This window comes from Mycobacterium sp. NPDC048908 (assembly GCF_043197955.1).
Classification (GTDB): domain Bacteria; phylum Actinomycetota; class Actinomycetes; order Mycobacteriales; family Mycobacteriaceae; genus Mycobacterium.
On sequence record NZ_JBICUE010000027.1, the window covers coordinates 1 to 14,104 of the forward strand.

Genomic DNA, 14,104 nt, shown 5'->3' on the forward strand with positions numbered 1-14,104 from the left:
ACTCCCAGAACCGACGACCCACAAACGGATAACGCGGAACCCTCATGACAACCCCTCAACAAGAAGCTGTTGCACCCAGCGCTAGAAACCGCCGGCGGAAAATAGGCAGTTTTGCGTCTGCTCGGCAGAAGAACGCTACCTGTTCGCCGCGTGCCGGGCCGCGACATAGCCGAAGACCATCGTGTTCGCGATGCTGCCGCCCGCGCCGAGATAGGTACGGCCCATCACGGTGGCGGTGATATTACCGGTCGCGTACAGGCCGTTGATCACCCGGTCGTTCTGATCGAGGACCTGTGAGTGCTCGTTGGTGATGACTCCTCCGCATGTACCGACGTCGGCGGGAAACACCCTGGTGGCGTAGAACGGCGCGCGGTCGATCGGTCCGAGTGCGGCATTGGGTTTGTACCCTAGATCACCAAGGCAGATGTTGTAGGCCGACTGGCCGCGGCCGAAGTCGGGGTCTTGACCGTCAGCTGCGAAGGTGTTGAAGCGCTGGACGGTATGCTCCAAACCCTCTGCCGGGACGCCGATCTGGCGCGCTAGATCGGCGATGGTGTCAGCCCGCGCGATCACTCCTGACTCGATCACCTCTTCCGGCAGCCGACGCTTCTTGAGCGGGTTGGCACCGGATACATAGCGACCGACGTACCCTTCATCGAACACCTGCCAGCACGGCACGGCCCGGTTGGCGTACATCGCCTTGCCGACTTCCACATAGGAGTTGGACTCGTTGCAGAACCGCTTGCCGGTGCCGTCCACGTAGATGGCGCCCGGCCGTTGCCGGGCCTGACCGATTGCCCTGGCACGAGGATCGGCGACGAAAACCGAAGGCAGCCACCACGCCTCATCCAGAAGATCGGTCTTCGCACCGAGCCGCATCGCCGTCTGTAGCACTTCACCGGTGTCGCCGGCGTTCGCGATCGACCACTTTGCTTCGTTGGGCTGGTCACCGCTGTACCGACGGCGCATGTCCGCATTGCGACTGAATCCTCCCGCTGCGAGCAGGACCCCCTTGCGCGCTTCGATGTTCAGCGCGACGCCATCTCGAATCACCCGGGCGCCGACGACGCCACCGTCCTCCACGATCAGATCGTCCAACGCAGTGTTCGTCCAGATCGGCGGCTCACCGGGCAGGTCGATCAGCACCGTGAGCATCTGGCCAACCAGTGAGGCGCCGTTGGTGAGCATCTCGCGGCGCCGTAACCGCGCCGCCCTGGACCGCGCGAACACGCGCATCGCCACGGCGAAGGCCTTCGGTGATCGGTTGAAGTACTGCACCGACCGCAACTCGTTGGTCTTCACCACGAAGCCCTGCCCGTAGTTTTTGGCCAACGGAGGGTGGATCTTGGTGCTCCACTCCCCCAGCGCTGCCGCATCGAAGGGGACACCCTCGATCGAACGTCCAGCTGTGTTGCCGCCCTTGTGGTTCGGGTAGTAATCGGTGTAGCCGGGACAGCGCACGAAGCGCACGCCCTTGCCGATCAGGAAGTCGATCATCTCGGAGCCCGCGGTCAAGAACATTTCGCGGCGGGCACTCGATGACGCCTCGCCGATGTCACCGACGACGGCGTCGAAGTACGCCAGACCGTCTTCATGTGAATCGGGTATGCCATCCGCGATCATCAGCGGATTGTTGGGCAGCCACACCATGCCGCCGGACATCCCGGTGGCGCCGCCGATGAGGTCTTGCTTCTCGACGACCAGCGGTTCGATACCGGAGTCCCGAGCGGCCAACGCGGCGACCATTCCGCCGCCGCCGCTACCCGCGATGAGAAGGTCGACGGACTCGTCCCAGTTCACCATGCCCGAACCTGCTGCGAAATTCCGAGGTCGGCGATGGGCACGTCGATGGTCGTGTTCGTCTTCTGGATCGCGCCGACAAGCTGGTGGTAGGGAACCTCAGCGAGGAACGCATCGACGACACGCTCGAAGTTCGAGATCAGTCCTTCGACCTCCTTCGACAATCGCATGAATTCGAATCCCTTGACGTGCAGGCCTTTCTGCTGGCGCGGCAGGTTGGAGAAGTCCTGGGCCGGGATCGTCGGCCAGCTCGGGTCGTCGGGCGCCAGCGGTTCGGGCGGCGTTGGCCGTCCCTGGGACCGATCGTTCGGATAGCGGGTGAGCGACCAGATCTCGAACAGTGTCTGCTCCGGTCCGAGCGGACGGATGCGATACGACGAGGCGCTGCTGTATTGCGGAAGGATGAAGTAATGCGGGAAGCAGAACCCGATCGGGTCGATCACCCCACGACGGTCCAGATCATTCAGATCCGGAAAGTCGCAGCCGCGAGCTCGGTGCCACGTGGTGACCGCGTCATTGACCGCGCCGCGCCAGATTGCCATCGCCGAGGCGGGATCGTCGGGGAGCGACATGTTCTGCAGCCCTTCGGCGATCCGCACATCGTTCTCGTGCGTCATGCCTCCCATGCCCGAGCCCAGTGTGCGCATGAAGTGCAGGCTGGTCTCGATGATCGGATGTACCGGCGATGCCTCGACGCGGTGCGACGACGGCAGCAGTTGCGGATGGGTCTGGGGAACGTGATAGCCCTCCATGAAGGCCTCGGTCGCCAGCTTCCAGTTGACCGGTAGCAGACACGATTTCCACCACTCGGTGCGCAGCGCGCCGACCTTCCACTCGTCGTGCCTGGACGCGAATGGCTCGATGCATTCCCTCAACGGCGGCGCGCCGTTGTCGAGGTTGATCCACGCACAGCCGCCCCACAATTCGCATCGGACGGGAACCAAACCGAGATCGTCTGCGGCGAGGTTCTTCTCGTCGAAGATCTCGGGTCGCAACACAAAGGTGTTGGCCCCGTCGAGACTCCAGCACCAACCGTGAAACGGGCAGACGAAGTTCCGGCGTGAGCCGCAGCCCTCGACGATCTTCATCCCCCGATGGCGACACGCGTTGTAAAAGGCGCGGACGTCGTCGGCACCGACACGGACCACGATGACCGACTGGTCGAGGATCTCGTATTCCACGAAGTCGCCGCGCGACGGAATCTCCTCGAGACGGCATGCCATCTGCCACACGCGCGGCCAGAACAGTTCTGCCTCGAGCGCATAGAACTCGTCGTCGTAGTAGCGCTGTTTGGGGATCCGGTCCACAGCCTGCACCGCCCACGGCACGTCGAACGGGGTCCAGTTCACTTCGGTCAACGACATCACCCTTTTGGCGCCCACACGTATCTTAGTAAAAATAGCAAGTTCAGTTCGGTGGGGCGCCGATACTGCAGGCATGGAGAACTGGATCGACGAACTCGCGCACGCCCTCGGTGAGCAGCCCCTGACGTCTGAGGAGACGACACAACTGCTCGGCACGGCGGGCGACGTCGCGCACCGAGTGGAGCGCAAGATGACCCCGCTGTCCACGTTCCTGCTGGGGTGCGCTGTCGGACGCAAGCTCGAAACAGGGGCGGACCGCGCGGACACGATCACTGACGCCGTGAGGCGGCTCGGCTCGCTGCTGCCGCCCGCGCAGACCTAGCGCGTAGCGGTTGTTGGGCGGTCGCCCAACCATTAGTCTGCCTTCATGCCGAGCAAGCCCGCTGACGAGCAGCCCCGCATTGGCCGGGAGGCAACTCGGGAAGCGCTGATCGAGGCGACCGCCCAAATCATGCTCGAAGAGGGCTATGCCGCCGCGACCTCCAGGCGGGTGGCCGCCAAAGCGGGCGTCAAACCCGCGCTGGTGCATTACTACTTCCCCAGCATGGACGACCTGTTCGTGGCCGTCCTGCGCGACAAGGCCGAGCACAATCTGCAGCGCCAACGCGAGGCGATCGCCGATGCGCAACCCCTGCATGCTTTGTGGCTGCTCAACAGCGCGACCGATGCCCAGCTTTTCACCGAGTTCCTGGCCATGGCCAACCACCGCAAGGCCATCCGCAGCGAGATCTCGGCGTACGCCATGCGCTTTCGCGACCTCGAAGAGGGTGTGGTGACTCTGGCGCTGAAGGCCCGCGGCGTGGACCTCGAGCAATTCCCGCCCGTGGTCATGTCGATGATCATGGGCGGCCTGGCCCGGATGGTGATGCACGAACAGGGACTCGGCATCACGCACGGCCACGAGGAGGCCACCGCCTTCATCGAGCGCTGCCTCGACCGCTTCGAGATGCCGGTCTGGGATCAGGCAACCGCGCAGCACAGTGACCCAGCACTGTCCAGTGGCAGGGAGGTGACCAGCGACACAATCGCTTGAGGTAATCGTTTCGCGATGAGAAGTTATACCGGCTAAATTATAGCTGCGGCTGCCGTGAACAGGCATTAGAAGAGGGCGTGAATGAGTAGCGAGGGTCGGGAGCGAATCGTCTGATGTTGCGTTTCGCCAAGCGCTTCTGGGTACTGCTGGTCATCCTGCTGGTGGTGGTCATCGCGGTGTTCGTCGTGGACCGCTTCCGCGGCTTCTTCGGCCAGACCGTGCTCACCAAGCCGGGCGCGGGCCTGGTCAACGATCCCGAGCCGTTCAATCCCAAGGTCGTCAAGTACGAGATCTTCGGCGACGGCAACATCGCCACCATCAACTACCTCGATCTGGACGCTCAACCGCAGAAGGCGCTCAACGCGCCCCTGCCGTGGGAACTGACGCTGACCACCACCGCGCCCGCAGCCAGCCCGAACATCATCGCGCAGGGCGACGGCAGCAGTATCACGTGCCGGATCACCGTCGACGGTGTGGTCAAGGACGAGAGGACCAGCGACGGCGTGAACGCCCAGACCTTCTGCCTGGTGAAATCCGCATGAGTAACACCCATGTCGGGGCGCACCCGTTCATCCCGCGCTTCATCCGGCTGTTCTCCGTGCCCATCCTGCTGGGCTGGATCGCACTGACGGTGATCGTGAACGTCGTTGCCCCGCAGCTGGAAAAGGTCGGTGAGGCACACGCGGTATCGCTGGCTCCCAACGACGCACCCTCGCTCGAGGCGATGCAACGTGTCGGCAAGACCTTCCAGGAATTCGACTCCAACAGCTCAGCGATGGTGGTGCTGGAGGGTGATCAGCCGCTCGGCGACGCCGCGCACAAGTATTACGACACGCTGATCGACAAGCTCGAGACCGACAAGAAGCACGTCGAACACATTCAGGACTTCTGGGGCGATCCGTTGACCGCCTCGGGTGCGCAGAGCGCCGACGGCAAGGCCGCCTACGTTCAGGTCTATCTCGCCGGCAATCAGGGCGAGAGCCTGTCGAATGAGTCGGTGGAAGCCGTCCGCAAGATCGTGGACGACACGCCCCCGCCGCCGGGGATCAAGACCTACGTCACCGGGCCAGGGCCCCTGATGACCGACCAGCACCACGCCGGCGACAAGAGCATCCAGCTGATCACCGCTCTCACGATCGTGGTGATCTTCGTGATGCTGTTGTTCGTTTACCGATCCATCGTGACCGTGCTCCTGGTCCTGGTGATGATGTTCATCGAGCTGGCGGCCGCCAGGGGAATCGTTGCCGCTCTTGGCTATTACGACCTGATCGGGCTGTCGACGTTCGCGGTCAACCTGCTCACCACCCTGGCGATCGCCGCGGGCACGGACTACGCGATCTTCCTCGTCGGCCGGTATCACGAAGCCCGCGAGAACGGTGAGGATCGCGAAACCGCGTTCTACACCATGTATCACGGCACCGCGCACGTGATCCTCGGCTCGGGTCTGACCATCGCCGGTGCGACGTTCTGCCTGACGTTCACGCGGCTGCCGTACTTCCAGACGCTGGGTATCCCGTTGGCGATCGGCATGCTCGTCGCGGTCGCGGCGGCACTGACCATGGCGCCCGCCTTGCTGACGGTCTGCAGCCGGTTCGGTTTGTTCGACCCGAAGCGGGCGATGAAGACCCGCGGCTGGCGGCGAGTCGGCACCGCCGTCGTGCGTTGGCCAGGACCGATTCTCGCCGCGTCGGTGGCGCTGGCGCTGATCGGGTTGTTGGCGCTGCCGTCCTACAAGCCGAGCTACAACGACCGCGACTATCTGCCCAAGGACATTCCGGCGAACCTCGGCTACGCGGCCGCCGACCGCCACTTCCCGCAGGCCCGGATGAACCCGGAAATGCTGCTGGTCGAAACCGACCACGATGTCCGCAATTCGGCGGACATGCTGGTCATCGATCGAATCGCCAAGAGCATCTTCCACGTGCCCGGCGTAGGCCGGGTGCAGTCCATCACCCGTCCCGAGGGCACTCCGATCGAGCACACCTCGATCCCGTTCCTGATCAGCATGCAGGGCACCAGCCAGCAGATGAATCAGGACTACATGGACAAGGTCATGGCCAACATGCTGAAGCAGGCCAATGACATGCAAACCTCCATCGACACGATGGAGCGAATGCAGAGCATCACCGTGGAGATGGCGGCCACCACGCACAGCATGGTCACCAAGATGAAGGGCATGACGGTCGACATCGAGGAGCTGCGGGATCACATCGCGGATTTCGATGACTTCTTCCGGCCGCTGCGCAATTACTTCTACTGGGAACCGCACTGCTTCGACATCCCCGTCTGCTGGTCGATCAGGTCCATCTTCGACACGCTCGACGGCATCGACACGATGACCGACGACATCAAGAACCTGCTTCCCGACATGGAGAAGCTCGACACGTTGATGCCGCAGATGGTGGCGCTGATGCCGTCGATGATCGAGACGATGAAGAGCATGCAGCACATCACGCTGACCATGTATCAGAGCCAGAAGAGCCAGCAGGACCAGATGAAGGCGATGCAGGAGAACCAGGGCGCGATGGGCCAGGCGTTCGATGCATCAAAGAACGACGACTCCTTCTACCTGCCGCCGGAAGTCTTCGACAACCCCGACTTCAAACGCGGCATGAAGATGTTCGTCTCTCCCGACGGAAAAGCCGTGCGGTTCATCATCTCTCACGAGAGTGACCCGGCAACGCCCGAGGGCATCAAGTTGATTCCGCAGATCAAGAACGCGGCATTCGAGGCGATCAAGGGCACGCCACTCGAGGGCTCGAAGATCTACCTGGCCGGTACCGCCTCGACCTACAAGGACATGCAGGAAGGTTCGAACTGGGACCTTCTGATCGCCGGTATCTCGTCGCTCTGCCTGATATTCATCATCATGCTGCTGTTGACCCGAGCGGTGATCGCCTCCGCGGTCATCGTCGGCACCGTGTTGTTGTCTTTGGGTACGTCGTTCGGCTTGTCCGTGCTGATCTGGGAACACGTTCTCGGCATCCCGCTGCATTGGATGATCCTCGCGATGTCGGTGATCATCCTGCTGGCGGTGGGCTCCGACTACAACCTGCTGTTGGTGTCCAGGTTCAAGGAAGAGATACCGGCTGGCATCAAGACCGGCATCATCCGGTCGATGGCCGGCACCGGCGCGGTGGTCACGTCGGCGGGCCTGGTGTTCGCGTTCACCATGATGTCGATGGTGGTCAGCGATCTGATCGTGGTTGGCCAAGTGGGCACTACGATCGGTCTCGGCCTGCTGTTCGACACGCTGGTGATCCGATCATTCATGACGCCGTCGATCGCGGCCCTGATGGGCCGCTGGTTCTGGTGGCCGCAGAATGTCCGAACGCGGCCCGTACCAGCACCGTGGCCGAAGCCGGCGCGGCATTCGGCCCACTCCCCGGTCCGCGTCGGCGCCGGCGGTGCCGACGACGAAAACCCAACGGGTCCGATCAGATAGGTGTGTGATGAAGGGAATGAGACTCGCTACGCTGGCCGCCGCCGCGGTGGCGCCCGCCCTGGTGTTCGCCGCTCCGGCGCACGCGGACCCCGACACGGACTTCGCCAACGAACTCCACACGTACGGCATCTACGGCCCGAAGGATTACAACGCGTGGATCGGCAAGATCACCTGTAAGCGGCTCTACAACGGGCTCGATGCGGACGCCGACAAGTCGGCGAAGTTCGTCTTCCTGCAACTGCCCAAGGGCAGCACCACGGAGCAGGCATGGCAGTTCCTCGGTGCTTCGCTTCGCACTTACTGCCCCGATAAGCTGCCAGTACTCGACGCCGCCGCCCATCAATAAGGAGTCAGACATGTTCATCAAAGCGAGTATCGCGGCGGCCGCGCTCTGCGTGGCGGCGGTGACCGTTCCGGCCGTCGCGTCGGCCGACGCCAGCGACGACTATCCGATTCCGAATCGAATCCTGAAGACCACGTGCACCGTCGACCAGTACATGGCGGCCGTGCGTGACGTTGAACCGGTCTACTACGAGCGCTATATGACCGACTACAAGAACCGGCCGGTCGACGTTCAAGACGGCGCCCGCGATCGCATCTACTGGTTCTTCTCGCTTGACTACGCCGCACGACGCCAGTACTCGGAAGACACGGCTACCAACGTCTACTACGAGCAGATGGCCACCCGCTGGGGCAACTGGGCCAAGCTGTTCTTCAACAACAAGGGCGTCGCCGCGCACGGCACCGACATCTGCATGAACTACCCGCCGAGCGATCCGACAGTCTGGACTTGGTGACCTCAGCGCCTCGGCGAACGCTCAACGAAGCGGTTACGCGGTTCTGGAGTTTCGCTGCGCCGCTGTACGACCTACGTGTCCTGCAGCAGTGGGTGTATCGCCCGGCCCAGGACGAGGTGATTTTGGTGCTCAGCCACCACGGCGCCCGCCGGATAGCCGACATCGCCTGCGGCACAGGTATTCTCGCTGATCGGATCGCGAAGGAGTTGCGACCCGACGAGGTCTACGGCGTCGACATGTCCGAAGGCATGCTCGCTCAGGCAAGGGCGCGCGCGTCGAACGTGCACTGGCGAAAAGCGGCCGCCGAGCAGCTGCCGTTCGACGACGGACTCTGGACGCCGTCGTCACCACCTCGGCGTATCACTTCTTCGACCAACCGGTCGCGCTGCGCGAGTTTCACCGCGTACTCGCGCCGAGCGGTCTCGTGGCCGTGGCGACGCTGAGCCCCCGGCAACCGCTCTCCTGGCGCCGGCTTTCCGCGAATCGGTTGAATCCCGCGCATAACCCGACGCCGGCCGAGATGCGGAGACTTTTCGGGCACGCAGCATTTCGAGTCGATGATCAGCACCGGGTTCACCGTCCGGTATGGACCCAGGTGCTGTCAGACTTGATCACCATCGGCGTCAAGCCGTAGCGGTCAGGGCAACCCACTGAACAGCGGGCTCAACGCCTGCTGAATGGGATCCGAGGGTGGCGGTTGACTGCCGTCGGCGGGAGTCGGCGGCACCACGGGGGCGGCAGGCGCAGGGGCCACTGCAGCGGGCGGGACAACGGCAGGCGCAGGGGCCACTGCAGCGGGCGGGACAACGGCAGGCGCAGGGGCCACTGCAGCGGGCGGGCCAACGGCAGGCGGCACACCAAGAGGGGTCGCCTCGGGTGGCGGAGCAACCGGCGCAGCGAGGGCGGCGGCCTCAGGTGGGGACGTAGCTACCGGTGCATCGAGGGATGCCGCAGGGAGTGACGGGGCAACCGGCGCGGCGACCGGAACCGAGGTGGTCGGCGCCGTGGCCTCCGTCAAGTGCGGAACGGGGACGGCAGCAGGCTCGGGCGTGCTGACCGCTATCGGCTGGGCAGGACTCGAGAGCGTCTCCGGCGCCGGTGGTGGTACGGCAGGCGGTGCGGCCGCCAACGGTTGAAGCACCGGTGCAGGCGCCACCGGCACGGGGTGGACACTTGCCGACGTCTCCGAGGCGCCCGAGTCCGTGGTGTCTGCCGCTTGCGCGGTGTTCGTTTCGACGTTGAGCGCCGAACCCGCGGCGAGCGACAGTGCGGCACCGAAGATCGCCACAGCCGCAGCCCCGAGGGTCAGCTTCTTGGCGTGCGCGAGCAGCAATGGCCGCTCACGTTTTGGCGAATCGACGCTCGGTGTCGCAATCACCTGGGTTACCGCGGACTCCACGACCGGCTGTTGCGTCTCCGGGGCGGTCGGTTTCTTCGGACGCGTTATGCGCCAAGGCTTTTCGAGCGGCTCCTCGGCTGCGTGTACCGAATCGCTGTCGACATTGTCTATGGTGGCGAGCGCCGCGCCGCGCGCGAGCGCCAATTGGGTGTCGACCGAATCAGATACCGGGATGGGCAACGCGTCTGTGATCGGCTGTGTGACTTCGTCCAGATCAGCATGCGCTCCGACGAGGTACAGGCTCTCGGGCAGCCAACCGTCCCTGCGGAACACCGTCCGCAGCAATTCAACGAGATCTTCGGCAGAGTCGCGGTTGTCCATGATCGCGGTGCGCACAGAGCCTGCGCCGGTGGCGATGATCATGATTGTCGCCACGTCGGGCTCCAAGATGCACAGCCCGGTCTTGGCGTGTTCGCTTTCCCGTCCGGTTTCGATACCCCAGCTTTGTGCCGCCCGCCTGACCGGGACCGCTTGCACATTGTCGAAGCCCAAGTCCGCCAGCGACTTCAGAAGGGCCGCCGCACCTGCCTCGACACCCTCGGTCCACGTCACATGAACAGAGCCCACCTTGTGACCGCTCGCGGCCGCGATCGCTTGTGCGCCGCGGGCCGCCGCGGTGTGCGGTGATGCGTCGACGTCGGCGCCATGCACACCGGGCTGGATATCGAACGCGTCGTGGTCGAGGACGGTGGCGTCGCGGCCGTGCCCGTCCAGCAGCACCCAGCCAACGCTGGTGGACGTCACCGACAGTCCCAGCACTGATTGCACTATGGCCCCACTCTCGTCGCGAAACCGACGTCGCCGTCGCGGGTCAAGCGCTCACCCGAAGTGAGCATAGTTTGCTCACCCGTCCCCGTCATCTCGTCGTATCCAGACAGCGGGCACCTACGGCTTGCCGCGTTTATCGGCATGCGGTCCAACGCCGTTACCCGTCACCTCGCACTGTGAATGTTGACGGTAGACATGGAAACTCAGCCAGGCGCGCCGTCGGGCACCGCGCCGACCTGTTCACCGCGAGGACAGGCCGCGTGAGTCCGTTGTTCACTGTTTGCTGAGAGCGGCAGTCCCACCGGATCCACCGCGGTGCGCACCCCTCGGAGGGCACGGTCGTGATCGGTAGATCTTGCGGAGCGTGGGTCGGTCGGCACCGTCGACGTTGGCACCTCGACGTTCGGCTTCGCGTGACGGCATGACCCTCACAGTGAGTCGGCTACTCGTAGGTCCCATAGCGTGTTCGGTGAGCGGGGTCGGTCTTTGGGATCCGCGAGCCCACGTAATCCCAAGCCGTGCAGGCGGATACCCCCACGGTGAGGAAAACGAGCGGCTGCCCGTTCTGGGGAAGGCGTTTGACCCGAGATCGCGGCAGACGGTCATTGGTGATCGGCTGATGTTCGGCGCCGGATGCAGCCTCGAGGTACGGGCGAGACGTCACACGATCGCCAATGAGTTCCGCATGACCGGGCCGCACCGCCGGCCGCTTCGGCACCCTTTCCCCGATCGTCTCGCCCGGTCCATGACAGCTGACCGGTCGTGCGGTTGCGGGTCGATATCGCCGATGCCCGACACGAGACCGGGATCGCAGCATGTCACGCCGCTTAACAGAACGAACACGATGGCGAGGGTTGCACTCGCAATGATCGCGAAGGACGGGGCTGGCTGGACGGCGACGTGCTGGCAAACTTGCTCGCAGATTGTCGTCCCAGTTGGATTTGATCTTGACGCCGGTTTGCGTGGTTACGGCCGTTGCAAACGAAACTTACCCGGCAGAATTCCCGAGACCACGGTGGAATGCGGCAACGCGGCCGCGATTGTCAGAAGATTATTTACGCTAGCGAAGATTATGGCTCGTCAGAGCGGTTCGCCGGGCTATGCCGGCGCGGCGGGCCGCCCGCCGCTGCGGCAGCATCTGTGGCCGAAACTGCACCGCACGCCGTTATCAGCAAACCCCTTTCATACGCTGTGTAGGGCGGCTGACAAACCCTAATTTCAGAACTTTCCCAGAAATAGTTTGCTACCTATTCTCATCTGGCCCGATTGCCTGCACAATCGTGTGAATTGGGGAGGAAAACTGTGCGAGAATGTCGCACGTTACCTACCGACGAGATCGCTTGCTGGTGGGAGGAGATCAAGATTTCGACGCAAATGCGCCTCGCAGCGGGTGTCTGCGTGCTCACGACCGGCCTCCTCGTCGGAAGCGCCGGCGGTGCGATCGCCTCGGCCGACGATTCTGCCGGAACAACCACCCAGAGCCAGGGTGCCGAATCGGCCCCTCCCAGCGTCGCGCCGGCCAGCGCCTCGACCACGACCGCGGCTACCACCCCGAAGTCGCCAATCGGTCGCGCGATTCAAGACGTGCTCAACAAGCTGCACGCGGTGAGTAGGCCGGTGCAGAAACCGGTCATCGTGAAAGCCACGCCGACGCCCATCGCTCCAGTTCCCGACACCCCGGCGCCGGAGACCGAGGTCGTGCCGGCCGCCAACGATGTGGATGTCGCGGGCGACTCGAAGGCGTTCGCCGCGGAATCGGACCCGACCCCGCCGACAACGAACACCGTTGCGCCCACCCCGGCCCCGCCCAGCGCCACTCCTGACAACGTGTTGCCCCCTGCGCTGAAGGCCGTGCAGCCCGTCACCACCGCCATGGCGAAGGTCGCGGGCGTGGCGATGTCGGTTCCTGGTGTTCTCGCGGCGTTGCCCACCTCCGAAACCCCGGTCGCCGACGTGATCACGTCGGTACAAGACATGCTCATTTCGGTCAACGACGCGGTAGCGCCCCTCGTGGAGGTGCCCGGCGACTTGTACTCGCTCCTGGTGTTCCCTGGGATCAACGCCCCCCTCGCGCAACCGGTGAACGTCGGATCAGGGCTCGGCCTTTCCACATTGGCGGCGATGGGGCCCGCAGCCCCCACACCGCCGACGCCTCCGGCGGCATCGCCTATTCTGCCGATCTCACCAGTCAGCTCGATGCCGCTGCGCGGCGATGTCGCTACGGCCACGGCGCTCGGCGGAATCGCAACGGTCGGGCTGAGCACCGATTTGTCGCTAGCCGGGATGGCTCCGTTGGCCACCGAGGCCGCCGCTCCCACGAGCCCGCTGTCGTTCCTGGAGCACACCGTCAGGGCGTTCCTGGAGCACACCGTCAGGGCGGTTCTGGCGCCCGCATCGCTGACGGCGCTTGCCGCCTTCGCGCTTCCCGGCATCGGCGGGCTTCTGATCATCTGCGCGGCCGGCATACGAGTCGGCTATCGGCAGGCCAAAGCCGCCCTGGCAGTGCGGAGCAGTGTGATCGCCCGCTTCGCACGGCAAGGACCCCTTGGCGTCGTCCGCACCGGGTCCCTTGTGTCGCTCCATCCCCGGCGCTCGCGTGGACCGCGGGTCGACCGACCTGAAATCGCGCGCGCAGTACCTCTGCTGGAACGAGTCGCCTGACCCGTCTCTCGTCGATCCTGATGCGAGAAATGTGGCAGCCGGTGCGCTGTCTCGCGCGTCGTTTCTGTGCAAAGCGACAAGCAGCTGCGCGCCCGTGTGTTCCCAGGCTGTGACATTCGCGGCGGGTAACGCGACATATCAGCATGGACACCAGTTCGCGCTGCATCACCTGCCTAGTTGGATTCGTGGCGGTCGCCGCGTTCACGCTCGCGGTCCCAGCCGCGAGTGCGGCGCCGTGCCCAGACGTCGAGATCGTGTTCGCGCGCGGCACGACGGAGCCACCGGGCGCGGGTGGCATCGGACAGGCGTTTGTCGACTCGGTTCGCACGCAGTTGAGCGGTCGATCGGTGGCGGCGTACGCGGTTGACTACCCGGCCAGTCGCGACTTCGATACGAGTACGCCCGCAGGCGCCCGCGACGCGAGCGCCCACATCCAGTCGATGGCAGCGGCGTGCCCTGGCACTCGCCTGGTGCTTGGCGGTTACTCCCAGGGCGCCGGGGTGATCGATCTGTCCACCGAGACGTTGCCACCGGAAGTCGCCGATCACGTTGCGGCCGCAGCACTTTTCGGGGCCCCCAGGAGTGCGTTTGCCGACACGCTCTCGCGAGGCCCACTGCCGGGGATCGGCGCGCTCTATGCGGACAAGACCGTCGACTTGTGTGTGCCGAACGACCCGATCTGCTCCGACGGCTGGGACTGGGGTGCGCACACCGCGTACATCCAGACGGGAATGGTCAACCAGGCAGCGACTTTCGTAGCGAGTCGCATCTAGCGAGCCGAAAGACCCGCGTTAGCAAGTCTTAAGGAAACCTCTCACAGTCTGTGCTATTGGTGCG

The 14,104-nt window shown here is 64.3% G+C and carries 11 protein-coding genes and 1 pseudogene; 9 read left to right on the top strand and 3 right to left on the bottom strand.

What is annotated here, in order from left to right; all coding sequences use genetic code 11:
* Window positions 1-135: 135 nt before the first annotated feature.
* Together ACGFK1_RS32420 and ACGFK1_RS32425 are read right to left on the bottom strand one after the other, a co-directional pair.
* Window positions 136-1,803, bottom strand: coding sequence for an FAD-binding protein (locus tag ACGFK1_RS32420; RefSeq protein WP_393439750.1), 1,668 nt, complete (start codon window positions 1,801-1,803; stop codon window positions 136-138).
* Window positions 1,797-3,164 (bottom strand): SRPBCC family protein, encoded by a 1,368-nt coding sequence (locus tag ACGFK1_RS32425; RefSeq protein ID WP_393439887.1) that lies wholly within the window; start codon window positions 3,162-3,164, stop codon window positions 1,797-1,799. Before ACGFK1_RS32425 ends, ACGFK1_RS32420 begins: the two co-directional genes overlap by 7 nt.
* 73 nt (window positions 3,165-3,237) lie before the next feature.
* Between ACGFK1_RS32425 and ACGFK1_RS32430 the strand changes: the two genes are divergently transcribed.
* The 7 genes and pseudogenes from ACGFK1_RS32430 to ACGFK1_RS32460 all read left to right on the top strand — a co-directional run bounded on the left by ACGFK1_RS32430 (window position 3,238) and on the right by ACGFK1_RS32460 (window position 9,073).
* The gene (locus ACGFK1_RS32430) at window positions 3,238-3,486 is read left to right on the top strand and encodes a DUF6457 domain-containing protein (protein WP_393439753.1); all 249 of its coding nucleotides are present in this window, start codon (window positions 3,238-3,240) and stop codon (window positions 3,484-3,486) included.
* Between the two features lie 45 nt (window positions 3,487-3,531).
* Window positions 3,532-4,197, top strand: coding sequence for a TetR/AcrR family transcriptional regulator (locus ACGFK1_RS32435; protein ID WP_393439756.1), 666 nt, complete (start codon window positions 3,532-3,534; stop codon window positions 4,195-4,197).
* Window positions 4,198-4,310: 113 nt separating this feature from the next.
* A complete protein-coding gene (locus ACGFK1_RS32440) occupies window positions 4,311-4,739 on the top strand; it encodes an MmpS family transport accessory protein (protein ID WP_393439759.1) in 429 nt (142 codons plus the stop codon).
* Window positions 4,736-7,642 carry an RND family transporter gene (locus ACGFK1_RS32445; protein ID WP_393439762.1) on the top strand — a complete coding sequence of 969 codons (2,907 nt, stop codon included), beginning with the start codon at window positions 4,736-4,738 and terminating at the stop codon, window positions 7,640-7,642. The genes ACGFK1_RS32440 and ACGFK1_RS32445 overlap by 4 nt, the downstream gene beginning before the upstream one ends.
* Before the next feature lie 16 nt (window positions 7,643-7,658).
* A complete protein-coding gene (locus tag ACGFK1_RS32450; protein WP_393439765.1) occupies window positions 7,659-7,988 on the top strand; it encodes a DUF732 domain-containing protein in 330 nt (109 codons plus the stop codon).
* A gap of 10 nt (window positions 7,989-7,998) precedes the next feature.
* Complete coding sequence (locus ACGFK1_RS32455) at window positions 7,999-8,439, top strand: DUF5078 domain-containing protein (protein WP_393439768.1); 441 nt, start codon at window positions 7,999-8,001, stop codon at window positions 8,437-8,439.
* Window positions 8,436-9,073, top strand: a pseudogene (locus ACGFK1_RS32460) (class I SAM-dependent methyltransferase). The gene ACGFK1_RS32455 and the pseudogene ACGFK1_RS32460 overlap by 4 nt, the downstream one beginning before the upstream one ends.
* Window positions 9,074-9,076: 3 nt before the next feature.
* Here the strand turns inward: ACGFK1_RS32460 and ACGFK1_RS32465 are convergent.
* Complete coding sequence (locus tag ACGFK1_RS32465; RefSeq protein ID WP_393439771.1) at window positions 9,077-10,597, bottom strand: hypothetical protein; 1,521 nt, start codon at window positions 10,595-10,597, stop codon at window positions 9,077-9,079.
* A gap of 1,407 nt (window positions 10,598-12,004) precedes the next feature.
* On the opposite strand from ACGFK1_RS32465, the gene ACGFK1_RS32470 reads away from it, so the two are divergent.
* Both ACGFK1_RS32470 and ACGFK1_RS32475 read left to right on the top strand, forming a co-directional pair.
* Window positions 12,005-13,267, top strand: a complete 1,263-nt coding sequence (locus ACGFK1_RS32470; RefSeq protein ID WP_393439774.1) for a hypothetical protein — start codon at window positions 12,005-12,007, stop codon at window positions 13,265-13,267.
* 143 nt (window positions 13,268-13,410) lie between these two features.
* Window positions 13,411-14,040: a cutinase family protein gene (locus ACGFK1_RS32475; RefSeq protein WP_393439777.1), complete on the top strand. Its 630-nt coding sequence runs from the start codon at window positions 13,411-13,413 to the stop codon at window positions 14,038-14,040.
* Window positions 14,041-14,104 lie beyond the last annotated feature (64 nt).